The organism is Peribacillus asahii (assembly GCF_003570725.1).
GTDB classification, from domain to species: Bacteria; Bacillota; Bacilli; order Bacillales; family DSM-1321; genus Peribacillus; species Peribacillus asahii.
On the sequence record NZ_QWVS01000028.1, the window covers coordinates 53,509 to 79,876 of the forward strand.

The 26,368-nt window shown below is 35.7% G+C and carries 27 protein-coding genes; 10 read left to right on the forward strand and 17 right to left on the reverse strand.

Annotation, left to right across the window (positions count from 1 at the left end):
* Positions 1-29: 29 nt before the first annotated feature.
* The 10 genes from D1953_RS14505 to D1953_RS14550 form a co-directional block, all read right to left on the reverse strand.
* Positions 30-209 (reverse strand): hypothetical protein, encoded by a 180-nt coding sequence (locus D1953_RS14505; protein ID WP_119117906.1) that lies wholly within the window; start codon positions 207-209, stop codon positions 30-32.
* A gap of 1 nt (position 210) precedes the next feature.
* Positions 211-1,218, reverse strand: a complete 1,008-nt coding sequence (locus tag D1953_RS14510; RefSeq protein WP_245980163.1) for a branched-chain amino acid ABC transporter permease — start codon at positions 1,216-1,218, stop codon at positions 211-213.
* Positions 1,219-1,222: 4 nt separating this feature from the next.
* Entirely contained in the window at positions 1,223-2,083 is an 861-nt protein-coding gene (locus D1953_RS14515) for a branched-chain amino acid ABC transporter permease (protein WP_119117907.1), read from the reverse strand.
* A 10-nt stretch (positions 2,084-2,093) separates the two neighbouring features.
* Complete coding sequence (locus tag D1953_RS14520; RefSeq protein WP_119117908.1) at positions 2,094-2,801, reverse strand: ABC transporter ATP-binding protein; 708 nt, start codon at positions 2,799-2,801, stop codon at positions 2,094-2,096.
* Positions 2,779-3,552, reverse strand: a complete 774-nt coding sequence (locus D1953_RS14525; protein ID WP_119117909.1) for an ABC transporter ATP-binding protein — start codon at positions 3,550-3,552, stop codon at positions 2,779-2,781. Before D1953_RS14525 ends, D1953_RS14520 begins: the two co-directional genes overlap by 23 nt.
* Positions 3,553-3,643: 91 nt before the next feature.
* Positions 3,644-4,852 (reverse strand): substrate-binding domain-containing protein, encoded by a 1,209-nt coding sequence (locus D1953_RS14530; RefSeq protein ID WP_119117910.1) that lies wholly within the window; start codon positions 4,850-4,852, stop codon positions 3,644-3,646.
* 127 nt (positions 4,853-4,979) lie between these two features.
* Positions 4,980-8,237, reverse strand: a complete 3,258-nt coding sequence (locus tag D1953_RS14535; RefSeq protein WP_119117911.1) for an ATP-binding protein — start codon at positions 8,235-8,237, stop codon at positions 4,980-4,982.
* Between the two features lie 157 nt (positions 8,238-8,394).
* Entirely contained in the window at positions 8,395-9,270 is an 876-nt protein-coding gene (locus D1953_RS14540) for a patatin-like phospholipase family protein (protein ID WP_119117912.1), read from the reverse strand.
* Between the two features lie 312 nt (positions 9,271-9,582).
* Positions 9,583-10,275, reverse strand: a complete 693-nt coding sequence (locus D1953_RS14545; RefSeq protein ID WP_119117913.1) for an LrgB family protein — start codon at positions 10,273-10,275, stop codon at positions 9,583-9,585.
* Positions 10,245-10,649, reverse strand: a complete 405-nt coding sequence (locus D1953_RS14550; RefSeq protein ID WP_119117914.1) for a CidA/LrgA family holin-like protein — start codon at positions 10,647-10,649, stop codon at positions 10,245-10,247. Before D1953_RS14550 ends, D1953_RS14545 begins: the two co-directional genes overlap by 31 nt.
* Before the next feature lie 456 nt (positions 10,650-11,105).
* On the opposite strand from D1953_RS14550, the gene D1953_RS14555 reads away from it, so the two are divergent.
* Positions 11,106-11,753 (forward strand): 2OG-Fe(II) oxygenase, encoded by a 648-nt coding sequence (locus tag D1953_RS14555; protein ID WP_425454279.1) that lies wholly within the window; start codon positions 11,106-11,108, stop codon positions 11,751-11,753.
* 237 nt (positions 11,754-11,990) lie between these two features.
* Here D1953_RS14555 and nhaC read toward each other — a convergent pair whose 3' ends face one another.
* Positions 11,991-13,373, reverse strand: coding sequence for a Na+/H+ antiporter NhaC (nhaC, locus tag D1953_RS14560; protein WP_119117916.1), 1,383 nt, complete (start codon positions 13,371-13,373; stop codon positions 11,991-11,993).
* Positions 13,374-13,651: 278 nt separating this feature from the next.
* On the opposite strand from nhaC, the gene D1953_RS14565 reads away from it, so the two are divergent.
* The 3 genes from D1953_RS14565 (at position 13,652) to D1953_RS14575 (ending at position 16,334) form a co-directional block, all read left to right on the forward strand.
* Complete coding sequence (locus D1953_RS14565) at positions 13,652-14,341, forward strand: lysozyme family protein (protein ID WP_425454280.1); 690 nt, start codon at positions 13,652-13,654, stop codon at positions 14,339-14,341.
* 130 nt (positions 14,342-14,471) lie between these two features.
* Positions 14,472-15,614 carry a CAP domain-containing protein gene (locus D1953_RS14570; RefSeq protein WP_245980164.1) on the forward strand — a complete coding sequence of 381 codons (1,143 nt, stop codon included), beginning with the start codon at positions 14,472-14,474 and terminating at the stop codon, positions 15,612-15,614.
* 129 nt (positions 15,615-15,743) lie between these two features.
* Positions 15,744-16,334: a DUF502 domain-containing protein gene (locus D1953_RS14575; protein ID WP_119117918.1), complete on the forward strand. Its 591-nt coding sequence runs from the start codon at positions 15,744-15,746 to the stop codon at positions 16,332-16,334.
* Positions 16,335-16,804: 470 nt separating this feature from the next.
* On the opposite strand, the gene D1953_RS14580 is transcribed toward D1953_RS14575, so the two are convergent.
* From D1953_RS14580 to D1953_RS14595, 4 genes are all read right to left on the reverse strand, one after another.
* On the reverse strand, positions 16,805-17,014 hold the full coding sequence (locus D1953_RS14580) for a LysM peptidoglycan-binding domain-containing protein (RefSeq protein ID WP_119117919.1): 210 nt from the start codon (positions 17,012-17,014) through the stop codon (positions 16,805-16,807).
* A 117-nt stretch (positions 17,015-17,131) separates the two neighbouring features.
* Entirely contained in the window at positions 17,132-18,298 is a 1,167-nt protein-coding gene (locus D1953_RS14585; RefSeq protein WP_119117920.1) for an LL-diaminopimelate aminotransferase, read from the reverse strand.
* A gap of 129 nt (positions 18,299-18,427) precedes the next feature.
* On the reverse strand, positions 18,428-19,462 hold the full coding sequence (locus D1953_RS14590) for a CapA family protein (protein ID WP_425454281.1): 1,035 nt from the start codon (positions 19,460-19,462) through the stop codon (positions 18,428-18,430).
* Between the two features lie 351 nt (positions 19,463-19,813).
* On the reverse strand, positions 19,814-20,968 hold the full coding sequence (locus D1953_RS14595) for an MFS transporter (protein WP_119117922.1): 1,155 nt from the start codon (positions 20,966-20,968) through the stop codon (positions 19,814-19,816).
* 286 nt (positions 20,969-21,254) lie between these two features.
* Here D1953_RS14595 and D1953_RS14600 point away from each other — a divergent pair, with 286 nt between their 5' ends.
* Entirely contained in the window at positions 21,255-21,737 is a 483-nt protein-coding gene (locus D1953_RS14600; protein WP_119117923.1) for a C40 family peptidase, read from the forward strand.
* Positions 21,738-22,323: 586 nt separating this feature from the next.
* Here the strand turns inward: D1953_RS14600 and D1953_RS14605 are convergent.
* On the reverse strand, positions 22,324-23,205 hold the full coding sequence (locus D1953_RS14605; protein ID WP_119117924.1) for a hypothetical protein: 882 nt from the start codon (positions 23,203-23,205) through the stop codon (positions 22,324-22,326).
* 172 nt (positions 23,206-23,377) lie between these two features.
* On the opposite strand from D1953_RS14605, the gene D1953_RS14610 reads away from it, so the two are divergent.
* Both D1953_RS14610 and D1953_RS21325 read left to right on the forward strand, forming a co-directional pair.
* Positions 23,378-23,512: a YuzL family protein gene (locus D1953_RS14610; protein ID WP_119117925.1), complete on the forward strand. Its 135-nt coding sequence runs from the start codon at positions 23,378-23,380 to the stop codon at positions 23,510-23,512.
* Between the two features lie 50 nt (positions 23,513-23,562).
* Entirely contained in the window at positions 23,563-23,733 is a 171-nt protein-coding gene (locus tag D1953_RS21325) for a hypothetical protein (protein WP_164853176.1), read from the forward strand.
* Between the two features lie 92 nt (positions 23,734-23,825).
* Here the strand turns inward: D1953_RS21325 and D1953_RS14615 are convergent, their stop codons facing one another.
* The gene (locus D1953_RS14615) at positions 23,826-24,215 is read right to left on the reverse strand and encodes a YidH family protein (RefSeq protein WP_119117926.1); all 390 of its coding nucleotides are present in this window, start codon (positions 24,213-24,215) and stop codon (positions 23,826-23,828) included.
* 251 nt (positions 24,216-24,466) lie between these two features.
* Here D1953_RS14615 and D1953_RS14620 point away from each other — a divergent pair, with 251 nt between their 5' ends.
* The 3 genes from D1953_RS14620 (at position 24,467) to D1953_RS14630 (ending at position 26,290) form a co-directional block, all read left to right on the forward strand.
* Positions 24,467-24,856 (forward strand): thiol-disulfide oxidoreductase DCC family protein, encoded by a 390-nt coding sequence (locus D1953_RS14620; protein WP_119117927.1) that lies wholly within the window; start codon positions 24,467-24,469, stop codon positions 24,854-24,856.
* Positions 24,857-25,040: 184 nt separating this feature from the next.
* Positions 25,041-25,307 (forward strand): hypothetical protein, encoded by a 267-nt coding sequence (locus tag D1953_RS14625; protein WP_245980165.1) that lies wholly within the window; start codon positions 25,041-25,043, stop codon positions 25,305-25,307.
* 191 nt (positions 25,308-25,498) lie between these two features.
* The gene (locus tag D1953_RS14630; protein ID WP_119117928.1) at positions 25,499-26,290 is read left to right on the forward strand and encodes an alpha/beta fold hydrolase; all 792 of its coding nucleotides are present in this window, start codon (positions 25,499-25,501) and stop codon (positions 26,288-26,290) included.
* Positions 26,291-26,368: the final 78 nt, after the last annotated feature.

Below are 26,368 nucleotides of genomic sequence, written 5' to 3' on the forward strand. Positions count from 1 at the left end.
TGCTAAACATCCCCCTCGACTTCTTTTCTCTATCGTTTCGTAAGCGATTGTCTTACAAAATTTACGGCATCATCTAGATTTTCGAAGGTCATTTCATCATCGTCTTGAATATGGGTCACTTTAATCCTCCACTGCTTCTCCTCTGTCCATATTTCCGTGTTTACGAGATGGAAGCGGAAGATAAATGAAACGATTGTTTGCCCGCTCATCTCACCCCTCCTTCACTATATTCTCTGAAGTCGATACATCTTCCTTCTTTTCTTTTTTTGAAACAAGTTTTCGGACACTACCGACAATCCCATTTGGAAAGAACATTACTGCAAGGATATACACAATGCCAAACAAAATAAGCCAACGCTCAAAAATCCAATGCACCTTTGCAAGCCCTGTCAGCCAATGGTGAGCCAATTCAATAATAGCCGCCCCTAGAACAGGACCAATTAATGTACCCACTCCACCAATAATCGTCATTAATAAAGCATCAAGCGTAATGTCCATCGTAAATACACTCGTATTGACAAACCGCAGCGATAAAGCATATAAAGAACCACTTAAACTCGCAATTCCGCCAGCTACGATACTAGCAATGATTTTATAATGCAAAACTTGATAGCCAAGCGATTCTGCCCGTTGTTCATTATCCTTAATAGCTAGCAATATTCTTCCTAATGGAGACTGAATAAATCGTTTTAATCCGAAATAGACAATGACCATTAGCACAAGACAAACAAGATAAAAGTGAAGTCGATCATGGAAAAACTCAGGAACTTGAAACGTAAATCCATCATTTCCGTACGTAAGGGTCCGCCATTTTTCTGCAGCGACAAGAAATAAACCAGCAAGAGCCAGCGTCAACATCGCATAATAATGACTTTTTAAACGAAGCGTCATCAACCCTACAACAAAACTGATAATTAGAGAAAACAAAACACCCAAACTAATCGCTCCAGTAACAAGAAGCATCGTTGGTTCATGATGCTTTAACATTACACTGACACAGTAAGCTCCAATGCCAAAAAACATTGCATGCCCAAAAGAAACAATGCCGGTAAAACCAAGTAAAATATCATAACTCATCGCAAAAATCGCAAAGATAAAAATTTGTGTAAAAAGGATTAACATGCTTCGATCTTCATAAATAAATGGAAATACGAACAAAGCGATACCTATAATCAAAAATAACAAAGACTCTTTATCAGTAAATCTGTTCCTTCTCACCTCATCACCCCTTTAGCGCAAATAATCCTTGCGGCCTAAATAGTAAAACAACAGCCATAATCAGCATATTAACGGCTAGCGAAAGCTCAGGGACATAATAAGCCATAAAGGAACCAATAATTCCAACAAGCGTAGCTGCTAAGATTGAACCCGTAATATTTCCCATCCCGCCAATGACAACAACGATAAAAGCGAGAATCGCATATTCCATCCCCATATTTCCATGAATCACTCCCGCATATGGAGCAATCAACATGCCACTTAATGCTGCCATAGCCGCTCCAGCCATAAACACATATAAAAAAATCCGCTTAATATTAATACCTAATGACTGAACCATTTCTTTATTAATTACTCCTGCACGTACAATCAGCCCAATCTTCGTATGTTTTAACATATAATAAATCAAGCCATACATAAGGAGGCCGACCACAATAATAAAGGCTCGATATTTAATAATTAAAATATTCCCGATTTCCCAGCTTCCTGTTAAATAAGCTGGAGGTGTAACGGCAATTTGATTAGGTCCCCAGATTACTTTCAACAATTCCGAGAGAACAATCATAAAACCGAGTGTAATCAATATTTGCTGAACATGATTTCCATACACAGGCTGAATAATCCACTTTTCCGTTATAAAACCGAGAAGGATACCTATGAAAATAGCTCCTATTATTCCTGCTATAAAACTATTTGTTAATAGATACAGCCAGACACCGGCATATGATCCCCAAGCAAAAAGGCCCCCATGAGCAAAATTCAAAACACTCATTAAACCGAAAATTAATGTTAAACCTGCAGCTAGAAGGAAAATTAACATTCCTGTTGCAAGACCATTAATCGTTAAATTAATGAATAGCTCCATATTATGCCCCCTAAGCGATTCCTAAATATTTCCGACGAAGACTTTCATCTTCACGAAGAAGCTGCATCCGTCCATTAAATACCGTTCTGCCGTCGTCAATAATATAAAAATAGTCTCCTATTTGACTGGCCATCAAAAAGTTTTGTTCAACTAGAATAATCGTTGTTTTTTGCTTCATTTCTTGAATAGAATGCATAACTTTCTCCACAACAATGGGCGCTAATCCTTTACTTGGTTCGTCAATCAGTAACAATTCGGTTTCATTGACATAAGCTCTGGCAATAGAAAGCATTTGCTTTTGCCCGCCGCTTAATAGTCCGCCTGGCTTTTTCCAAAATGTTTTTAAGTCTGGAAAAAGATTGAGAATCCATTCCATTCTCTCCATCACATCATCGCTTTCTTTTTTCATCGCTACTTTCATATTTTCTTCAACTGTTAACGCTCCAAAGATTCCTTGGTCTTCTGGCACATACCCAATCCCTCTGTTGGCAATGTCATGCGGAGGCAAACCGTTCATGATTGCTCCTTTAAAGGCTACCTCTCCCTTTTTCGGAGGATTTAAGCCCATAATCGTTCGTAAAGTTGTCGTCTTCCCCGCTCCATTTCTACCTAATAGCACCGTTACTTCTCCAGCTGGTACTTCAAATGAAACATCTTGAAGAATATGATATTGGTCAATATACGTTTCAACATTTTTAAGACTGAGAAGTGAATTCATCGTACAAACCTCCTAAATAAGCGGACTGCACCAGTTCATTGTCCATGATTTCCCTCGGTGTTCCTTCCGCCAGAAGTTTCCCATTAAATAACACCATAATTCGATCGGACAAGTCCATAATCATATCCATTTTGTGTTCAATCAATAAAATCGTTTTATCTCCTTCTTCTTTAATTTTTTTAATCACTTGCAGAATAGCCGGTACATCCTCCAATGACATTCCTGCTGTCGGTTCATCTAATAAAAGTAACTCTGGTTCAAGTGCAAGCAACATGGCCATTTCTAGCTTTCGTTTCTCTCCATGAGCAAGATTAATGGCTAATGTGTTTTCTTTATGATCTAGTAAAGCTACATGCAGCCAATGCAATGCTTTTTCTTCAAACTTTTGATAGCTGCGATAATGCGTAAAAGCTTGATAGCGCAATTTAGCTTGTGACTGGACAGCCAATCTTACATTTTCTAATACAGTTAAATTAGGGAAAACATTTGTAATCTGAAAAGAACGTCCTATTCCTAATCGTGTTCGTTCAACGACAGAGCTCCCCGTTATTTGTTGACCCTTCAGATATATTTCTCCTTTTGTTGGCTTCAATTGTCCACTTAAGAGATTGAACAAAGTCGTTTTCCCCGCTCCATTTGGACCGATAATCGATTTAAATTCATTTTTCTCAACCGAAAAACTAACATCCTGTACAGCTTGGTGTGTTCCAAATGTAATGCCAAGATTTTTTGTTTCAAGAATCGCCACCACCCACTCACCATCCTTTTAAAAATGTTTTATTAAAAAACTCCCCTACACCTTCACATTCTGGTCCAAAGGCGTAAGGGGAGTACAACTACATTTACTTATTCCGGATTGGCGGCGCTGTTTCTTTAGGACTTAATTCTCTAATTAAAACAGGCACTGGATAATCCACGCCCTTCTTATTCTCTAATTTAATAGAATAAAGAGTTTGAAGGGCTTGATGATCTTCTTTACGGAAAGTCATCATTCCTTTCGGTGTTTCAAAACTCATTCCTTCCATCGCCTCAATCAGCTTATCAGAATCCGTACTATTCTCTGTTTTCTTCAAAGCTTCGACAATCGAAATAGCCGCACTCATCCCGCCTGGTGTAAACAAATCAGGAAGCTCACCATTAAAACGATCTTTATGCTCTTTTACTAACCAATCATTGACTTCATTGTTGGGCAGATCGTGATAGTATACGCTAAATCCTTCCATTCCTACTAATGGCTTCATTGTTTTTAACGCAGCAATATCTGGAGCACCAGTCGAAATAGTAATTCCTTTGTCTTGTACTTTCATATCAGAGATTTGATTCCAAGGAGAATTAGCACCCGCCCACACAACAAATAAATAGTCTGGTTTAGCATTAATAATTTTTTGGATATTGGAAGTAAAATCTGTTCCAGCCGGATCAGCAAATTCTTCATGAGTGATGGTTGCTCCCAACTTTTCTGCTGCTTCCTTAAATGCAGTTATTCCATCATGCCCGAAGCTGTTATCTGGGGCAAACGTAGCGATTTTCACTCCTTTTTTAGCAATCGCTGCTGCTCCTGCTACAGCATCTTGTGAAGAGTTTCGCGCTGTTCTAAACACGTATTTATTGAATTCTGAACCAGTAATGCTATCTGCAACAGCTGGTTCTACAACAAAGATTTTTTTATATTCTTCTGCAAGCGGTACAACAGCTAGCGTATCAACAGAACTAGATGAGCCCACTAGAAAATCTACTTGATCCTGTTCAAGTAGTTTCGTTGCTTTTTGTACAGCTACTTCTGCTTTCGTTTCTGTATCTTCTATAATGAATTCAATTTTTCGCCCATCGATTTCTCGCGTTCCATCCGTTGCATAATCAAGCCCTAGCTCAAACCCTCTCGTTGTTTGCTTACCATATGATTCAAGTGCCCCTGTCATCGAAGCCAGCACACCAATTTTGATTGTTCCTTCTTCCGATGATTGCTCAGAGGATGAAGAACCAGAGCTACAAGCTGATGTAAAGACCATCATAAGTAAAACTACAAACAAAGCACCTTTCATTTTCCTCATTCGTTTTCCTCCTATTTTTAAAATGAAATCCATTACCGCTTAATATCATCTTAAAAAAAGGGAGTTACAAAGGAGTTACAAAATCGGGAGCAAATAAAAAGCTGAATAGAGGCTTCCCTCATTCAGCTTAGATTGAGTCCGTTTCGGATAGGATGATATCTGTTGCTTCCATAATCATCTTATACATTTCTTTTGTAGCAGCAAGCGGTTCGACACCGATTTCTTCCTGAAGCATATCACAGCACTTTTTGTACCATTTTAAACTTTGCGGACGATTGTTATGCATATAATAACAATACATTAAGAGACGATACGCTTCTTCCCAAGTGCGATCTTTTTCTAGAATTTTTTCACACCAGTAAATGGCCTCATGGTACGCTTCTGTGACAATACTTAATTGGGCATACCTCTCCGCTCCTCTCAGAAAAAGAACCAATAATCGTTCTCGTTCATTTAAACACCAATCATGAAATTTGCGCTCAGGTAAATAATCTCCTTTATAAAGTGTTAATCCTCTTTTTAAATATTCTTTCGCTTGCTTCTGATTACGTTCTTCTAACCCGCTTAGCATCCACTGTTCAAACATCGTAGTATCCAGCATATAAGCTGACTGATCATTTATTCCGTAACTACTGCCCACTCTTTTAATAAAAAAAGATTGTGACCTTGCTTTCCGTTCCGGCTCTAGTACACTATTAAGAGCATTTAAAGCTACTTTAAAATCTCGGTCTGCTGTTTTCTCATCTTGTTCAGGCCATAGTATCTCTATAATTTCTCGCTTTTGCAGCAGTTTATTTCTCTTTGTAAGAAATAGTTGAAACAATTCTTTTGCCTTGCCTCTTTGCCAGCCCTTATCCTTTACTTCTTGATTGCCCAACAAGACTTTGAATTGTCCAAGTGTTGAAATCTTTAGTGTATAGCCAGGGTGTGTCAAAAGATCATGATACCCTAGTTCCTTTAACGTTTTAGAAACAAACGGTTGCCCAATATTCCGTTTTTGAGCTTCCAGAAGAATGGGGACGAACTGCTGGACATCCACCGGACCATACAGTGTTCGTTTTAAAAGCAAATACTCATACTGTCCAAGTTGAATTTTTTGAAATAATTTTATACATTCCTGCTCAAATACATGCCAGGAACTTACGGAATAAGCAAGCTGAACTTTCCACAGCGTAACAAGAGTAAGCCCATAAGCATCGCCGCATTGCCAAAACAGCTGCTCCGCTTCGTCCAATTCTTGCTCAGCCATCGTCCAACTTTCCGTATAAACATAAGCAATAGCGATACTTAGACGAATATAAGCTGTCAGCCATTGGTCATGTACCTGTTCTGTTTCCTCCAGAGCCAATCGTCCGTATTCAACCGCTTGTTTATCATCTTTTCTTCCTGCATAGTACAAACATAAGCCTAAATACGGTTCTGCTTTTCCTCTTGAATTTTTTATATCTCCCATAATCGTTAATGCCGTTTCATAACACTGTATCGATAAAGCCGGATCATAGACTGAAAGCAATTGAATAGCATGCCCCATTCTAATCCAGCCACAGGCTTCTATATAAGATGATTTTAGTTGAATTCCATGTCCAATCGCGGCTTGAGCTAAACGTTTGCTTTCTTCAGCATTACCGATATAGGTCTCTACTAATGATAAAATAAGTTCCGTTTCTCGATGGAATTGAGGAATATGCGTTTCTTGATTAAAAGAGTACTCCTTTTGTCTTTCTTGTAAAATTTCTTTTGCCATCATTAATCTTCCTGTTCGCAAATATAAACGAGCTAGCAAATTTCCATTTTTACTTGTGTTGATTTTTTTAATACGTGTTAACCATTGTTCTGCTTGATTCGTTTTTCCAGAATTAATTAAGTTTTCAACTAACAATTGATGCAGCTCTGCGATTTCCTCTTCATCCACATCATAGCTATTCTCCCTTAATTGAATGGCTGCTTGTAAATGCCGTTCAGCTTTACCAGGCTGGAGCGTGTCTAAATATATCCTCGCTTTCCCCTCATGGGCACGACTTATTATTTGTTTATCATCATATTGCCTGCTAAAAAAAATCAATCGATTATAACAAAATTCCGCTCTTTCATATTGAGAACAAAGCCGCATCACTTCCGCTTCAATCAACCATAGCAAATAATGTTCATCTTTTTCTATTTCAGGAAGAGCGGTTACTTTCTCCAATAAATAATGAATCTTTCCTTTTTTCAACATACTCATCCCGTGCATATGCAAAATTCTAGCCATCCCACCAAAATCAACAAGTTTCTCCAAATGATAAAGACTTCTTTCAAACAAACCCCTATTTTCATAATAGCGGGCGGCTCTCTTATTTAATTGGAAAAAACGGTCTGATTGCATGTCTTTACATCGGTTCTCCAATAGCTCTTGGAATAAGGGATGATAACGGTATTGTTGATGACTAGTTGATACAATAAACAAGTTTTGAAGATTCAAATATTGCAGCATTTCCTGAGCATTCTCGATATTCAAAATATAATTACATGCTTCAGGAGACAATTCTTCTAATATACTTGTTTGTTCCAAAAAAGATTGAACTGTTGAAGAGTGATTACCTAATACTTCTAACGTGATATATTGAAAAAAATCATCTAAATAAGAAGAACAATTGGTGATGATTTCATGAAGATGTGTTCCCTCCATCAATTGTTGAGCAACAACTTCCAGAGCAATAGCCCAGCCTTCCGTTAACTGAAAAATACGTGTTAACTCTTCATCACATAACGTCAGATGGTAAAAGTCGATAAAAAGAAGCTCAGCCTCTTCCTTTGTTAGCGCTAAATAATCTTGATTGATTTCAAGCATATGGCCATTCATCTTTAAACGAGGAATCCAGTTCCACTGCGGTTTATTTCGGCTAGATAGAACAAGGTGAAGGTTCGAAGGATAATAGTTGATAAGATATTCCATAAACAATTGAATAGACATAGATTTTTCTACATGATGAAAATTGTCGATAATCACAATCACTTCTTCAGATAAGGCAGCCAGTTCATTAATAAATAAAGCACTCCATTCTACCAGCTCATCTGTTTTAGAAAACGGAATGCTTGCGTAAGCCCTTTCTAGTAAAACTTGTCCGAAAGAAGGATAGAGTTGTTGAATACTATGAATCATATACTGATAAAATTGAAAAAAATCATCATCTTGCGAAGAAACATCGTACCAACATACTTTTTCTTTCACATCTTGGACAAAAAGGGCTAAAGCTGTACTTTTTCCATAGCCAGCACCGGCATGGATGATTGTCAAAGGATACTGATTAATCTGTTTCAATTTTCGATATAACCCAGCACGCCTAATCTTCGGTTCGCGAATCATTGGAGGCTTTAGCTTAGTACTAATCACAGCAAGTGGTTTCATAAGCTTCACCCTTTTTTCATAATTATCCAGATTCACTATTATATAAGCGCTTTCATTCTGATATTACACGATAAAAACAAAAAGGGAAAGTTATCCAAAAACATAACTCCCTAAATCAGCATCTTTCATCTGCTTACTACAATAAACCCTATTCCTTCTATTTAGAATAACTAGACGCTGTCCCATGTACCATTTCGACAATCAAATTCATTGTTGCTTGTGCGTCCTGTATTCCTAGCTGATAAAGCTTCTTAAGCTTTTCCTTATTTTTTTCAAAACGACTAATCGTAATCGGAGAACTTGGCGCAATAACAAGTGCTCTTCCCTCACGTTCAAGCTTCGTCACATAATGAAGAGTTTCATTATAGATTTCATGACGTTCATCTAGCAGACGAATCATTTCCGGATATTTCTTAAATAGACGTTTATAGATGATTCGGAATTTCTCAGGTGTTTTCACATAATTTCGATCACGCGTTAAAACGACAATTACTTTGTCACATCCATCCGCAATCGCTTTCCGTACAGGAATTGGATCAGATGTTCCACCATCTAAATATTTTCCACCTTTATAGTCAACTATAGGAGAAAATACCGGAATCGATGAAGAAGCACGAAGAACAGTCGAATCATAATTCAGATGTCCTTTTCCAAAATAAACAGGCTTTCCTGTTATCACATCCGTTACACCTGTTACAAACTCACAGGAAGAGGCTAGAAAAGCATCATAATCAAAAATTTCTAATTGATGCGGGATTTCATCAAAAAGAAAATCCATTCCAAATAACGATTTTGTTTTCACAAAATTTGACAAACTTACATATCTTTTATCCTCGATATAGTTTGTGTTCACGCGATAATTTCGACCATGTTGTTGAGAAACATAAGATACACCATTACAAGCTCCTGCCGATACACCAATTACATAATCTGTCATAATTTGTTGGTCAATAAACGAGTCAAGAACGCCAATCGTATACAATCCGCGCATGCCCCCACCTTCTAAAACTAGTCCAATTTTTTCTTTCTTCATTAAAATCCTCCCAACTGACATAAAACAAAATAAGTTCGTGTACGTGTACTATTCATAATCATTAACAAGTATATTAATCTAGCATACACTTTTTCAAAGTAATATTTTCTCCATTTTAAGGATATCATTCATTCAACATATGTAACAGTAATTAGCATTATGACCCTTAATATAGAAGCAACCGAATCGTTTAGCACCATTTTATTAGTTATATCGAAATAAAGTAAAACTTCCAACAACCCAATGTGGAGTACTGACTCTTCATCCGTACACAAAAAATCCTTTGCCTATTTCAGCAAAGGATTTTTTGTGCTATATATGAAAAAAGAATGGAATAAAGGAGCCAATAATCGCACCTAAAATAGCCGTTAATGCCATTGAAATCGAACTCATCGAGAAACTCAGTTCTCCATATTCAGAAGCCTTCGACGTTCCTAGTGCGTGTGATGCGCTGCCAAGAGCAATTCCTTTCCCCATATCACTATTAATACGGCTCCATTTCAAAAAAGAAGGTCCTAATATAACTCCAACAAAGCCTGCAATCATCACAAATACAACGGTAATAGCTGGAATACCACCTAATTGAGCAGAAACTTCCATTGCTATAGGGGTTGTAATCGATTTTGGTAAAAGCGAGAGAATCATATCTTTATGTAGCCCAAATACAAATGCCAATATAGAACCGCTAATTATTCCCACAAACAACCCAATACATACACCTGTAACAATGGGTGCTAAATGCTTCATTAACATTTTTCTTTGATTATATAAAGGATAAGCTAAAGCGACAACAGCTGGCCCCAGCAAAAAATTAATCCATTTTCCGCCGATTAGATATGTGTTATAAGGAATATGGAAACAAATAAGAAAAGCTATAATGATTAGCACTGTTGTTAAAATTGGTGATAAAAGCGGTGAAGAGAAACGTACATATAACCGATTCATAGCTAAATAGATGATAACTGTTAACGTAATTATAAGGATTGCGATGAGTGTTTGTGCCACTTTTTCTTCTGCTCTCTTTCTTTCGTTTTATTTCCAACAACTTCACTAGATTTCCCTGCTGCGATCATAGTGATGATTGTACTAATAACAACAACTAAAAGGATTAAAACTCCCTTGCCGGTAAAAAGCTCCGGGTACTTAATAATTCCTACTAGCGTTGGGACAAATAACAGTGGTAAAAAAGCTAATAAAAATCCCGCTCCTTGTTTAATCCATTTAACGGAGAAAATATTTAAAGATAATCCAAGGAAAAGTAACAGTAATCCTATAATACTCCCTGGTAATGGAATATGTAGGTAGGTATGCACTAGATCACCAAGAAATGAAAAACCGAATAATATTGCAATTTGTACAATAATTCTGATGATATTCATAAATAAATAGTTATCCCTTTTTAGGACAACTATCCTCCTTCTCTTTTAGACTATGTTAAATCCTGTATTCTTTCAAAATCATTATACTCCCTTTTCCCCCTTCACGAAACCTTAACAATTGAAGCTCTCTTTTTACATCATTTCCACCTTTTATTAACAATCTTCTTCTATGTTTCTGATGAAGTATTGAAAGTAGTAAAATAAGAATAAGCAAACCTAAAAGGAACCCCTTATTTTGTTATATTTAAGTTGAATGGAGCAAACGTATGAACATAAACGGGTCGTATATATTAGACATGTCTAATATATACGACCCGTTTTTTATTTCTTGTTGAATAAGGAGCAGGTAAATAACAGAAAGTTTATGGTATAATTATCATAAATAACCATTCGAGAAACGAAATAAAGCAACCATTCTAAAAATTAAACCTTTTGAGAGGGCGATGAAAGTTGATAATGGATAGTAAACAATCAATTAGTAAAGAACAAACTATTTTTAATCACATCGGAAATAAAATCAAAACAGAAGATAGAGAAATTAATATAATTGCTAGATTAGAAGAACCACTAATAGTAATTTTAGGAAATGTTTTGAGTGAAGAAGAATGTGACGAACTAATTAGATTGTCACAAGACAAAGTGCATCGTTCTAAAATTGGAGTCACACGCGAAGTAAATGAGATCAGAACAAGTAGTGGTATGTTTTTCCAACTAAATGAAAATGACATCATTACTAGAATTGAAAAAAGAATATCATCTATTATGAATATACCCATTGAACATGGAGAAGGTATTCAAATTCTTAAATATACTCCTGGTCAAGAGTACAAAGCTCATTTTGATTTTTTCACCTCTGCAAGTAAAGCAACAAAAAATAATAGAATCAGCACGATTGTCATGTACTTAAATGATGTGGAACATGGAGGAGAAACTTTTTTTCCTAAACTAAATTTTTCAATATCCCCAGGAAAAGGAATGGCCGTTTATTTCGAATATTTCTATAACGACAAAAACATAAACGAACTAACTTTACATGGTGGAGCGCCAGTTATAACTGGCGAAAAATGGGTTGCTACACAATGGATGAGAAGACAAAAACAGTAGATTCTTCACCTGCACTCTTACATTCTAAAACAGACGCACCCTCTCAGAAATCATTGTAGAGACTTAACTAAAACTTATCCATTTATCACGTAAAGAGACAATAGAAATAGCATACAAAAACGAGTATAAAATCGACAAGATTTTATACTCGTTTTTTTGTTGTTATATAAGGATTTATCGCTCTTTTACGATGAATTGATAATCGAAATACCAAGAAGAAAAAAGAAAACCATTTGTCTATTTCTTAAAATGCAAGCCCATTTTCGTCCAGCCGCTTATTAAACTTAAAAATGGACAAAGAATGCAGAAGAATGCAAACGGTGCATATTCAAGCGTTGTAACACCGAGCACCTGCGTAAGAAATACACCACAAACCCCCCACGGGACAAGCGGGTTCACAACCGTTCCTGCGTCCTCTAATACTCGGGCTAAAGATTTCCCTTCCAGCCCTAATTCGCTATATTTGTTTTGAAAAGCTTTCCCTGGTAATAAAACAGATAAATATTGCTCCCCAGCTAGGAAATTCACACCAATTCCTGCGAAAACGGTTGCTGAAACTAATCGACCTACATTAATCAGCATTTTTTGAATCGCATGTAAAATCGATGGAATAATACCAAGTTCAAATAATAGTCCTCCCATTGCAAGAGCTAGTAACACAAGCGAAATGGAAAAATACATACTTTGAATTCCACCGCGAGATAATATTGTATCAAGCTGCTCTACTCCACTATTTAGGACAAAGCCAGAGTATAATACATCTGACATTTCTTTAACTGTTTGTGCTGGCGTTTCTATAAACGTAATGACGATCGCAGATACAATACCCGCAGCTAATGTCGGAATCGCAGATATTTTTTTCAAAGCCATTCCTCCGATGATAATAAACGGCAATAAGCTCCAAGGACTAATTGTTGTATACATACTCAACGCTGTTACCATATCTTCAATTTCCTGCACTTTACTTCCACTAGATTGCGGTGAAAGGAAGAAAAAGAGTGCAAGCGTTACCACAAAACCAGGAATCGTTGTCCACAACATATTCTTAATATGTTCAAATAATGGAACACCAACTGTTTCAGAAGCTAGATTCGTAGTATCAGATAGTGGTGACATTTTATCCCCAAGGAATGCACCAGAAATAATTGCGCCCGCAGTAATCGCTAATGATAAATCTAACGCACCTGCCATTCCGATAAAAGCAACACCGATTGTTGCTGACGTCGTTAATGAACTACCTATACATAAGCCAATTAAAGACGTAATCAAAAAGACCACCGCGTAAAAAGCCTGACCCGAAATAAACTCAAAACCGTAAAACATAATCGTCGGAATCGTACCGCTTGCCATCCAGCTAGAGATTAACATCCCGATTAAAAAGAAAATATAAATTGCTCCTAAACCAGATGTTGCCCCTTGCACCATCGCTCTTTCCATAGCAGAAAACGAAATTCCTTTCATCCTGCCATATAATAATAGAAAGAAAACTCCTCCTAGTATCGGCATATGAGGAGTCATTTTAAAATGAATAATCCCCATTCCAATGATAATAAATAAGCAAGCAAGTATAATCGTTGCTTCTAGCCATGGGAGTTTAAGTTTCGCATTTTCTAGTTTCATAAACATTTCCCCACTTTAATAATGTCGATTTCTCTAATGTCTATATTATTTTTATACATAAACGCTTTTGCGCATAAAAGCATAAAAAGATTTTAAGGGAAAATAGTATGTAAGTCAATGAGATCCCTTTTATACCTACAATTCCGATAATTCACTCAATTCATTTATGTATCTATCCATCTCTCTTCAAACATCTTTATAATACTAAAATAGTGATAATCTTATATTTTTGTTAAACTATTCATATAGGAGATTTGTAAAAATAATTTGGAGAGTAGATGATGAAAAGAAAACGAACACGATTTAATATAACTTTTGGAATAGCTACCCTATTTTTTATTTGTGTAATGATTCTTCTATTTCATACAATCGAACAGTTTTTACACTCAACAAAAACAACCACTGAGACAATAGCAGAAACGAAAGTAGACTCTTTTGCAGATGTTAAAAAATACAGTTCTCTCCTTGAAGATGAATTAGAAAAGTATGAGCTTGAGGAATATACAATCGTTCTTTTATCCTTGATGCAGCAAGAAAGTCGAGGAAAAGGCGGAGATCCGATGCAGTCTTCTGAATCAGCAGGCCTTGCCCCTAATACAATTACAGATCCTAAAGAAAGTATTAAACAGGGCGTAAAGCACTTTCGTCGTGTTCTTCAATATGGAAAGAAAAAAGATGTTGATTTTCCAACGATTATTCAATCATACAATATGGGGATAGGCTATATTCATTACATCGCAAAAAACGGCGGCACACATAGCGAAGAGCTAGCAAAGAGTTTTTCAATGATTCAAGTGAAAAAAAATCCAAAGCTCTATAATTGCGGCGGAGATAAAGACAATTTTCGCTATCCTTACTGCTATGGAGACTTCACTTATACAACTAAAGTCACTGAAAACATTGAAATGATTTCCAATGATAGCATTCCAACCATGAGCACAGAACAAATCACAGGTAAAGCTTTTTGAGGTTTACCTGTGATTTGTTTTTGTGAAATTCCACTTTTTACAAGGTCGTTACCTTTTCTTTTGATGATTAATCATTATACAATAACTTTACTGCATCCCGGTTAATACGTTAAACAAAGGAGGTATTACATTGAGGGGGCTTACCAAAATTCTTGTCCTTCTATGCCTAGTCGGCTTTATTTGGTATAAATATGGAGAAGATCTTGCAGATTCTAACTACCAAGCAGCATACGAAGATATGCAATCTGATATTCGTACTGTCATTAATAATCCTAACGTTTCAACTTCGCTTGATACACTGCAAGATGGTCTCGATTATTTAGTTGGGGAACTAAACCAAGTATTAGATCGGATCCCAAGTGAAGACAAACAACAAATCCAAGAACAAGTAGAACAGCCTAATTTAAAAACACCTGACAAACAATCTCTCTCTGTCTATAATATTGAGCTTGGTGATTCTAAAGAAGACGTTGAAAAACAAGCAGGTACAGCCAAGCGTTCTTCTTATAATGAATACGGTGTAAAATGGTACGCTTATCATAAAAACTATCACAACTTCTTCATGGCCGCTTATGATGAAAATGAAAAAGTAGTCGGTTTATATACAAATCAAGATTTAATTTCGGCGAAACAAGGGATTAAATTAGGAAGTGCAAAAGATACCGTTCTTAAGCAATTCGGTGAACCGATTACAAAGATTCGAAAAGGTTTTGTCTTTTATCAACTGCAAAACAACGATGAATATCATTTATTTCATTTAGATGATAGTTATGTGACCATCTTTTATGATAAACATGAAGACAATACCGTAACAGCTGTACAAATCATAAGTGAAGAACTAGAAGAACAAAAGAAAGATTTTTATGTCGAAGCAAGTCCACAATTAAAGGAAGGCTTTGAATTTCAACTGTTTGATTTAACAAATGCCGCTAGAGTTGAGCACAATCTTCCTGCTCTTTCTTGGGATAATACTGTAAAAGAAACAGCCCGCGATCACAGTTCAGATATGGCTGCAAATAATTATTTCGATCATACAAATTTGAAAGGGCAATCCCCCTTTGATCGAATGAAAGAAGATAATATTCGCTTTAGAGTAGCCGGTGAAAACCTTGCTGCTGGCCAATTAAGCAGCATCTTTGCTCATGAAGGTCTTATGAACTCACTTGGACATCGTGAAAATATTTTGCATAATGACTTTGAATCATTAGGAGTAGGCGTAGCCTTTAATTCGGAATACAAACCATATTATACAGAGAATTTTTTAACAAAATAAGAACATATACCCTTGAATAATGCACCCAACCTCCTTATTATGATGGAAAATAAGTGCGGATTACTTGTGACATATGATGAACAGTGAGTTATGTTCATACATGTAGAAAATATGTAGGAGATTTAAAAAGTGAAGAGTATTGTACAAAATTTTATTAAGGGTATTTTAACGATTGTACCCATTATTCTAGTTATATATGTTGTTTTTAAAACATTTATTTTTTTAGATAGCATTCTTGGTAATGTATTAAAACCTTATTTAAAGGAAGATTACATCCCTGGAATTGGTCTATTAGCGACGATTGCCCTCATCACACTTTTAGGCTGGTTGTCTACGAAGTTTTTGACAGGAACAATAATTGGGTTGATTGATAAGCTTCTTGAACATATCCCAATTGTTAAAACAATCTACTCTGTAATTAAAGACACCATTCATTCATTTCTTGGTGAGAAAAAATCTTTTTCGAAGGTAGCCCTAATTACGATACCCGGCACAGACATCAAAAGCATGGGATTCATTACAACAGAAGATTTAGAAAGTTTTTATGATCCGTTAAAAAACTATGTTGCTGTTTATATTCAGCAAACCTTTCAAATAGCTGGTGTGACCTTATTGATTCCAAAAGATCAGGTAGAGGTGATTGATGTAAAGCCGGAAGAAGCAATGAAATTTATTCTATCCGGGGGAATGACCTCTAAAAAAGAAAAACAGAAGATGTAAATATAGTCATCCTCGATTAAAATCGTACAACATTTAATATTTGTCAACAAAAAAGCGACCGTGTTATTCAATACTACTAACACGATCGCTTATACTTTTATCTTCATGATATTCGCACTTTTTCCTTATCTAATTGACCCGAAGCATCTCTATAAAATTGATGAAATAAATATGTCAAATACGAATTTAATTCAAATCGATCTTCTTGAACAAAATCAGATAATCGTAATTTATTTTCTGTAGACATCGCTTCTCCCTCTCTCCCTTATTTTTTTATTATAATCCCTTGGCTATTATTGTTTTAGACATCCCTTTTTAAGTTTTTGTAAATATCCAATAGAGCTCCTCACAAAACCATTCACAAGAAATTATGTTGTATAGGCCCCACCTACGCCTAATACCATGATGGCCACGCATGCCATCCACCTATCTATAATTATAAAGAAAACGCTTACATTTTCCAATAACTTTCATACAACAAGTTTCGACACATTCCATAATGTTTCTCCAGATTCGACAGTATGTTGACGAGCAGCGCGAGGAATGATGAGCGCTTGACCAATTACTAATCGGCCACTATCTGGAAGTTCATTCACTGCCACAAGCCGTGCAAAATCTACGCCATAACGACTCGCAATCTGCCACAATGTTTCTCCCGGTGTTACAACATGAATAAGCATAGTACCCCCCTTACCCCAAGATCCTATCCCTAATGTATGCCGCCATTTATCTATCCATGTAACTCCTAACTCAAAAAAGGAAGGGACACTTGACGTCCCCTCCTGTTTCTCATTCATTTATTTCTGTAAAAATTCTTGAATTCGCTTCGCTGCTTCTCTCAGTCTTTCAGCCGGCTGCACTAAAGCCATGCGAACATATCCTTCCCCTTCCTTTCCAAAAGCATCTCCAGGAACGACTGCGACGCCGGCTTTATCAATCAACTCATAAGCAAATTCACGCGACTTCCAACCAGCAGGAATTTTTGCCCAAACAAACATCGTCGCAGCTGATTTAGGTACTTCCCAGCCAGCTTTAGCTAGTCCAGATAACAAAGCATCTCGACGTTCCTCATACTCTTTCACTTGTTCAGAAAGAATATCTGGATCTGCCATAAGTGCTTTTTCAGCTGCTTTTTGAATGGGATAAAAAATGCCATAATCAATATGAGATTTTAATGTAGCTAAAATATTTAGCGCTTCTTTATTTCCAACTACATAACCAATACGGCAACCTGCCATATTAAAAGTTTTCGATAAAGAATTGAACTCAATTCCTACCTCTTTTGCTCCCGGAATAGACATAAAGCTAATTTGCGGATGATGATCGAAAATTAATTCAGAATAAGCAAAATCATGAACAACTAAAATGTGATGCTTTTTCGCAAACTCAATAACCTCTTTAAAAAACTCTTCATTTGCTAAGGCTGTTACTGGATTTCCCGGGTAACTAATAATCATCATTTTTGTTTTTTTCAATACATCTTCTGGAATTTGATTAAGCTGCGGCAAAAATTGATTTTCTGCCGTTAAAGGCATTGGATAAATGATTCCTCCAGCCAGTGATACACTAGCTTCATAGATTGGATAACCAGGATCTGGTACTAATACATAGTCTCCTGGATTAATAATAGCTGTCGCTAAATGGGCAAGCCCATCTTGTGAACCCATAAGTTGCAGCACTTCTTGTTCTGCATCAAGCTCAACTCCGTAACGATTTCTATAAAAATAACAAACTGCATCATGAAATTCCGTTATCCCTTTTAACGTATAACCATATTTGCTTGTATCTTTCGCATATTCAATTAGCGTATCAATGACAAAGGAAGGAGGGGGTAAATCCGGGCTTCCTACACTTAAATCGATTACATCCTTCCCTTTTTGCAATGCCTCTTGTTTCCGACCTGCTACTTCCATAAAAACTCCTGTTGTTAACTGTGCCACTTTTTCTGACGCTGTAAATTGCATGTAACATTCCCCTTTTAAAGTTTATATCCAATTTTCTCTACTTTTTGAATCTTGAATAATATTATTATAGCAAAATAAAGAGGAAGAACACCCTATTTTAGTGTTCTTCCTTCCATCCTACTATCATCTTTATTCAGTTTCATATTGAAGCCAGTCTGACCCATTAACTTGATTAGAGGCGTCAATGATTTTATTCTTCACTCGCTCTGCCTCTGCTCCTTCTAATAACAATGGTTGATAATTATTTCTAGACGTAACAGAAGAAATCGAGAACGGTACAACCTTTATTTCTTTTTGGTCTGTCAGTTTCCCATCCTTCAAGTGAAATGTTTGTTGAAACACATATGTATCCTTATCTGCTGGATTTCGGTTCCCACCAAACATAAAGTTTCCTAAACTATAGACAATAAACTTCCCCTTATACTCCTCAATTCCTTGAAGAACATGAGGATGATGTCCTAGAATCAAATCCGCTCCGCTATCGATTGCATAACGAGCCAGTGATTGCTGGGATTCAGTTGGAACATAGCTTCTTTCAATTCCCCAATGAAAATGAATTAAAACAATCTGGACACCTTGTTCTCTTAGACGCTTTATATTCGCATCAACAATAGCACGCGTTTCTGGTGTATCTTCCCAGCCTTCATATCCAAGAGCCCCTATTTTCACGCCTTTAATCGTCGTAACATAGTGATGTTCGTATCCGAAATAACCAATTTTTTGCTTTTCTAGTGTTGCAATTGTATCATCATACCCTTGTTGTAAATAATCCATAGTATGATTGTTTGCTAGATTGACCGCTTCGATTCCACCAAGTTCTAAAATTTGAGCATAAGAAGGATCTCCCTTAAAGCGAAACTTTTTGATTGCTTTTTCAGTAGCATTTGTTAATGTAGTTTCTAAATTAACGGTTGTTAAATCATCTTCTTCGAAAATATGATCCAATTTTTCGACAAAGTAAGGCAGTCCATTTTTAGAAGCTTCATCTGGAAATGAACCTGCATATGTAAAACTTTCATCCGTTCCGAGTGTGAAATCCCCCGCTGCACTGATTTTAATCGTTTCAATAACAGGTTCAACTGGTGCCTTTTCCTCCCCGGCTTGCGTTTTCTCTTTTTTCTCTTCCTCTGTCACACCGCTTGTAACTGGCTGGTCTTTCGTCATAATATTATTAAAAATAAGCAGTGCGATAATTAAAAGCACTCCCGCCGTTAATATACGTCGTACCGACCTTTTTAACCGCTTCCGTTTTCTCATTCGCCCCATATCTCTATTATCCATACTTGACGACCCCCTACTTTTCCCAAAACACATGCACATTATACCTTAATTAACCAATTGTGTATATATAATTTACTATTAATATTGAATATTTTGTATTTTCGGGTAATAATTCGTAAAAAAATAATCCCTTATTCTAAAAGGAATTATAATCATAAAGTACGAATTTATATTTTAGAAGCATATTTTAGCTTCGACTTTACACAACGGTATTCAAAAGAGGTCATCATATTTTTAATAGTTATATTTTCTCATTGTAAATAAAGTGAGTAATAAGGCCGGGACCGAAGACAAAGTCATACCTAAAAACGATAGCTTCGGGGATACTTCGTATAAGAAGCCCCCTAAAAACGTAAGGAGTGCTATACTTAAACTCATCGCAAAAGCAGCATACATACCTTGAGCCGTTGGAATTTGATTGGGCTTTAATTTTTGCGAAATATACTGAATGAATGCATAGTGTGCAACACCAAATGATAAAACATGTAAAGCTTGGGAAAAGATAAATACAACAACGTTTGGAAATAAATAAATCATAACCCATCGCACAGTAGAACCAATCGCAGCAATACTATACATCGTAGATATTTTCATTTTTGAAAAAAACTGATCCACCTTTGTAAAAAATACAATTTCACATACTATAGCAACATTTAAAATTAATCCGATATAGAAGCTATCCACCCCTAAATCTTGTAAATAAACAAACCCATAATTGTAATAAGAAGCGTGAGACCCTTGCAATAAAATAGAAATAAGAAGAACAATAACAAATCCTTCTGATGCAAATAATTTATTCAAACTCCCTTTTTCATCTACTTGATTAATTAGCTTAGCTTTTACATGTAATACAACTGGAGCAGCTTGAAATTGAGAAAAAACAATGGCGACTAGACCTATAATCATCAGCCATAAAATCGCTGCCTCTTGAAATAACGCAGTTCCTGCACCAACGATTAAAAGAGCAATTGTATAGCCAAGCGAGCCCCATGACCGACTTCTTCCATAATGGATTTTTCCAGTGCTCACCAAGACTGAGGCACTGCTTTCCATAGCAGGTAAAAGATTTGGATAAACAGCACTAAATAACACTGTAATGATGAATAATGAACTATATGTATCAAATGATATGTATAACAGTACTACTCCTAAGGACCCGACAGCCAAGCACTTCATTACAACACTTAAAGAATATATCCTAGTGAACAGTGGAAATAGGAATAAGGTTGAACAGGCACGTACAATCATCCCCGTCCCCATAATCATACTTGCAGCCGAAACTGAAAGATTTTTTTCTGCAATAAGCCAACCGGTCCAGTATGGCAAAAAAATACCCCACGTAAAGAAAAAAGTATAAAAATTTAAAGATAACCAACGTTGACTATTCATTTAAATCCTCCCTAGAATTTCAGCTCACTATGGATTTACAAATCAATTATTTGTTGGGCCTAACGAGCAACTTGCTATCATGCAAATTTACCCTTAAAAGCAAACAAATTCGTGGAAGTAATTGTAACACAAAGAAAACGAATACGATATTCAATAAGCATTTATCACTTCTTAAAAGGATACTGCTCCACAAATATCTACCGGGTATTTTTGGAATAAAAATAAAAAGCGCTCATAAACTTAGCATTGTGTGTTAGCTTGGAATTCAATTTTAGGGGGAGAAAAAATGAGTATGAGTGTACAGTTTCCAAGATGGGGTGCAGTTATTGTATCAATTTTCGCTTTAGCAATGGCCTTCATCTTTAGTTCTACTTCTAATGCTTCAGCATCTATTAACTATGGAGAAGAAGTAGCAGCAACAGCGGAGTTATACATTGGTACACCTTATAAATATGGAGGAACTACACCAAAAGGCTTTGACGCAAGCGGCTTTACTCAATATGTTTATAAGCATGCGGCAACAGAATTAACGATTCCAAGAACGAGTACCGCTCAATATAAAATCGGGAAAGCTGTTAAAAAGAACGCATTAAAACAAGGTGATTTAGTATTTTATGCTACAGGTAAAAAAGGAAAAGTATCCTATGTAGGAATTTACAATGGTAATGGCACATTTATCGGTACTACTTCAAAAGGAGTAAAAATCATTAAAATGAGTGATAAGTATTGGAAAGAGCGCTACATTGGAGCAAAACGCGTAATTAAATAAGGCTTGATGAGACAGGATTATGGATAGATTTTTGGCTCACATTTGTGAGACAGTGGTCACACACACCCAGCTCTGCTGAAAGGTTGCTCTAGCCCCATGAAACAAGGGAAATGGGGCCAAAATCAACAATGTTCTATTAACATAGCCAACTAAAAAAATAGATAAAAACAAGCTCCGGACTACAAATCCGGAGCCATTTTTCGAGCTATTTTCAAAACGGATTATTTTCACATAACTAAGAATTAAATACCTTAGCGGAAAATCATTAAATGCCTATCAATATTTAGACCTTTTCATCATTAAATAAAGAAAGAATATTATTAAAGTAAGGATTGATGAAAATGGCTAAAAGATATAGAGGGAAAACCTTAAAAAACCTACCATCAAAAGGACGCGGAGAATGCCCATTGTGTAAGAAAACAAGAATTAAGTTATTGTATCCTCATAGAACAGAGACAAACCAATTGATTCAAGTATGTAAAAATTGTCGTAATAAATAATATGCGCCGGGCTGCACAAGCCCTTTTTTCTTTATTATAACTCATTTGTGCCACGCAAGAACTCTATCCACCTTGATTTCAATCAACTAACGATTCAGCTTTCCTAAAAGCCCCATCGTCAAATACTGCTTCTCTTCATTAAAATCCCACGGCCAATATTTTAGTGAAAAATCTGCTTTATTTGCATTCTCGATAAAATCTTTTATAGCAATAAGTGCAGCTCCATATCCTATATTCGAGGCTAAAGCAAAAATGGCATTTGGTCCTTGCTTAATCGTGTCTATGTACTCCGGTTCCATCTTTAAAATATCCGTCCATGTAATGGCGAAGCCTGTTGTCTTACAGCATTTAAAAATGGAATTGTGGTAAGCAAGAATGATGCTATCTCTTAAATCTAAGAACCCTTCTTTGATTTGTTCCAATTCTTCCTTATTATATTGGGTTTCATATTGAGATAACGTATCCAAAGCCCAGTTATAAAACAATTGCGTATAAATAGCTGATGATGCAACAATGTCAAAGCTATCAAGAAAATCTGCCCATTCATCCTTTGTGCTTTCAACTACATACTTCTCTGTATCCTTCATATACTGTAGAACGCTCTCAACCTTCTCACCACATTTCAATAAAGAAGACAAATGATGTTCAAAATTGATGTTCTTTAATCCTGTCACGTCCAGCTCAACGAGTTTGATTTTGTTACGAGTACTTGCTAAGAGATACTGAGTCCCTCTTTTCATACTTTCTATATCGAGATCAAATAAATAAATTGAGTTACAGTTGGATGCTAAATAATTCAACTCTAAATCATCACAATTACCCGCTCCAAAGATAGCTATTTTATCAACGGACGCTTTTTTTGAAAAAACATCATGAAATAAGCCACTTACTTGGTTACGATGACCCTCCCATTTCTCTCTTCTTGATTTATCTCTATTTTCATTCATTTCCCTTTGAAAATCTTCCAAAAATATCTCTCCTTTTATGTATACACCAACATAGTTGCGACACTCACTTCTTATACAGTAAATCCTGTTGCAATCATTAATAAAATTGTACACTATTTTGTTTTTTAACGGATAGTCTTCCCCTGCATAGTTTCTTACCTCTAAGCAAAAAGTAACATTGGAGGTGAACGAAATGAGTAAAAAAATTAAAGAAGACCGTTCCAAGTCAGTCCTTGGTTCTTCACAAGTCGAAGGTCAAGGCACAACTACACAAGAAACAGGTTCTATAGAAGTGCCTTCATCGAATAAAAAACAAAAACGTGATTAATCCTATTTTCTTTTATATGTTAACCAAACCATTGAAATGAGGCTGAAGCTATGACAACAGAAAAACAAACCCAACATACTCCAAGAATTTACGCTGAACCCTCAGAAAGTCCAAAACTTGTTATTACTACAAACTTGGATCAAAATGCAACAGAACAAAATCCATATGAACAAAAAAATAGCCCTAACAAGAAAGAATTCAAAGAATTTTTCGATGAATAATATGTTCGGGCGACTCAGATGGGTCGCCCTCTTTTATTCCTGGCTACAACCATGTTCTTAAACTATTTTCCCCATAAAGATTGACAAATAAATTAGGCAATTAAAAAGTATATACAAAAAATTAATGAAATGATAATAATAAAGATACTAAGTATTACCACAGTCTTTTTAGGTGCCTGAAATGTTTGATTATTAATAGCAGTAATTTTTTTCATATATACAGCGGTAGCCATAATAATCGTCAAAATACCTAATATAACTGAAGATATCCCAATAATATTAGCTAATAAATCACCTATTGGGGAAAGGCTTGATTTCATTGTAAAATGGACATTTGTAACAAGAAACCCTACTCCAATAATAGCAATCGCTGTACGAATCCAAGCTAAAAATGTACGTTCATTAGCTAGATGCTGCTGAATATATGTAGAATCGACAGTTGGAGAACTGCTTTCTAATTTGTTTGTTTGATTTTCCTTCATAAACAATCACTCACTTACTAAAATAGAGGTTATTTTCGTTGTTAAGCCCTTCTTATATATATAACACTAAAATGATAAAATATTTACTTCTTTTTATACTTTCCCCAGTTCTTTTATGATCTCTTGATTCATTGTAACAACAATTTCCTCCCTAATTAGACCTTGATTATCCAGTACATAGCTTGTTGGAATGGTTTCTTTTTTACTTTTAGCCATATATTGATAGAATATTATTAAAAAGGGGAATGAAAATGAACAGAGTTATTTTATTTGATGGAGAGTGCAATTTTTGTGACCAAAGTGTTCAATTCATCATCAAAAGGGACCCTATAGGCTATTATAAGTTTGCCTCCCTGCAAAGTGATATTGGCAAAAAATTGTTAAAACAATATAATGCTCCAGAAGATATGGATAGTTTCTTTCTGATAGATCATAACAAATGTTATTTTAAATCCTCAGCAGCTCTTCAAGTTTGCAAAAATTTAAAGGGCCTTTGGAAAATCCCCTATTTTCTTCTAATCATTCCAAGGCCTATTAGAGATTTCTTTTATGAAATAATCGCCAAAAACAGATACAAATGGTTTGGTAAGAAAGATAGTTGTTTATTACCTTCTCCTGAAATTAGAAATCGGTTCTTGTAATCCTATAAACAACAAACCTTGTCGTAGAGGTTTTGTTCCAATGTATTTTTCCACCTATATAGTACATGCTTTAAAATAAGGTCTACCAAAACATTCCCCGCATTATCAAACACCAAAACGTCAATATTAGATGATGGAAGCTATAATTTCGCTTTCCAAATGATTGGTCGAGGAGTGTTTAAGATTGAATACAGGGATACGAAAAAACATGTTTAAAATATTTGGCAGAAAAAGAAACAATAACGGGATGATGTGGGCGTCTTTATTAGGTCTGGGAGTTAGTGCAGTCGCTTATGGATTAAGCAAAAATCGAAACGGAAATATGCAGAAGCCTGTTGAACATGTAACGAACAGGAGCCGAACACAAACAGCTAATCCAATGCTAAAAGCTGCTCTAGCAGAGTTTTCAGAGGAATTAGGACTTGATAAAGATCCTTCAACAAAAAAATAAATTTCATTCACATAAAAATACCTACATCAATGTAGGTATTTTTATGATAAAACACTTTAATTAAAGTAAACAATGATTTCTTTGTTAGTGTTCATATATAAAAATACAGCAATACATATTAACCATTTTGAATAAAGAATAATGCTTAAGGTTTTAGAAATAATTTCAGATTTAGTGAGGTGGTTATATACATGCCAATGTTAGATATAGATGGTACAAGCCTATATTATAATGTTAAAGGAAACGGGATTCCTATTGTATTTATTCATCCCCCTGTGCTCACCGGTTCAAACTTCAAATACCAATTAGAAGGATTATCTCAAAACTTTAAAGTGATTACCTTTGATATTAGAGGTCATGGCAGAAGTCAATATTCGGACATACCAATTATTTATTCGCTAATTGTAGAAGATATCAAGCGTTTATTAGATCATTTAAACATTCAAAAAGCAGTCATATGCGGCTATTCAACCGGTGGCTCTGTTGCACTCGAATATTTATTGAATGCCTCTGACCGAGCTCTAGGAGGAATCGTAATAAGCGGTATGTCTGAAGTGAAAGACAGAGAGTTAAAACAAAAGATTTCCTTGGCAATATCACTTGCAAACAACAAAGCAGTGCCACTTCTTGCACTGGCCATTTCATATGGTAATTCAAACAGTTTAAAATTATTCAATACCCTTTTTAATGAGGCTCTAACAGGAGATTCAATAAATATCGAACAGTATTTTCGTTATAGCTTACATTATAATTGTACTAATCAGCTAAAGAACATTCCCCTGCCTGTTTTACTTGTTTACGGAAAAAAAGATAAACAGTTCCATTATTATGCTAAGCTATTACATGAAAACTTGCCCTATAACGAATTACAAGTCATCAATTATGCAAAGCATCAAATTCCTACAAAATCAGCTAACAATTTAAATCAACTTATTACACATTTTATTGAGACGACTATGAATGAAGTCGCAGGAAAACATTGATACAAGAACGCCAAATACCGCTCACCTTATAATGAAATGAGCGGTATTTGACTATATAGACAGATTGTTTTTTAAAAG

Coding starts and splice junctions, on each gene's coding strand:
- D1953_RS14505 (WP_119117906.1), bottom strand. CDS start 209: ATGAGCGGGCAAACAATCGTTTCATTTATCTTCCGCTTCCATCTCGTA.
- D1953_RS14515 (WP_119117907.1), bottom strand. CDS start 2,083: ATGGAGCTATTCATTAATTTAACGATTAATGGTCTTGCAACAGGAATG.
- D1953_RS14520 (WP_119117908.1), bottom strand. CDS start 2,801: ATGAATTCACTTCTCAGTCTTAAAAATGTTGAAACGTATATTGACCAA.
- D1953_RS14530 (WP_119117910.1), bottom strand. CDS start 4,852: ATGAGGAAAATGAAAGGTGCTTTGTTTGTAGTTTTACTTATGATGGTC.
- D1953_RS14535 (WP_119117911.1), bottom strand. CDS start 8,237: ATGAAACCACTTGCTGTGATTAGTACTAAGCTAAAGCCTCCAATGATT.
- D1953_RS14540 (WP_119117912.1), bottom strand. CDS start 9,270: ATGAAGAAAGAAAAAATTGGACTAGTTTTAGAAGGTGGGGGCATGCGC.
- D1953_RS14550 (WP_119117914.1), bottom strand. CDS start 10,649: ATGAATATCATCAGAATTATTGTACAAATTGCAATATTATTCGGTTTT.
- D1953_RS14555 (WP_425454279.1), top strand. CDS start 11,106: ATGGATAGTAAACAATCAATTAGTAAAGAACAAACTATTTTTAATCAC.
- nhaC (WP_119117916.1), bottom strand. CDS start 13,373: ATGAAACTAGAAAATGCGAAACTTAAACTCCCATGGCTAGAAGCAACG.
- D1953_RS14565 (WP_425454280.1), top strand. CDS start 13,652: ATGATGAAAAGAAAACGAACACGATTTAATATAACTTTTGGAATAGCT.
- D1953_RS14580 (WP_119117919.1), bottom strand. CDS start 17,014: ATGCTTATTCATGTTGTAACACCGGGAGAAACATTGTGGCAGATTGCG.
- D1953_RS14585 (WP_119117920.1), bottom strand. CDS start 18,298: ATGCAATTTACAGCGTCAGAAAAAGTGGCACAGTTAACAACAGGAGTT.
- D1953_RS14590 (WP_425454281.1), bottom strand. CDS start 19,462: ATGACGAAAGACCAGCCAGTTACAAGCGGTGTGACAGAGGAAGAGAAA.
- D1953_RS14595 (WP_119117922.1), bottom strand. CDS start 20,968: ATGAATAGTCAACGTTGGTTATCTTTAAATTTTTATACTTTTTTCTTT.
- D1953_RS14600 (WP_119117923.1), top strand. CDS start 21,255: ATGAGTATGAGTGTACAGTTTCCAAGATGGGGTGCAGTTATTGTATCA.
- D1953_RS14610 (WP_119117925.1), top strand. CDS start 23,378: ATGAGTAAAAAAATTAAAGAAGACCGTTCCAAGTCAGTCCTTGGTTCT.
- D1953_RS21325 (WP_164853176.1), top strand. CDS start 23,563: ATGACAACAGAAAAACAAACCCAACATACTCCAAGAATTTACGCTGAA.
- D1953_RS14615 (WP_119117926.1), bottom strand. CDS start 24,215: ATGAAGGAAAATCAAACAAACAAATTAGAAAGCAGTTCTCCAACTGTC.
- D1953_RS14620 (WP_119117927.1), top strand. CDS start 24,467: ATGAACAGAGTTATTTTATTTGATGGAGAGTGCAATTTTTGTGACCAA.
- D1953_RS14630 (WP_119117928.1), top strand. CDS start 25,499: ATGCCAATGTTAGATATAGATGGTACAAGCCTATATTATAATGTTAAA.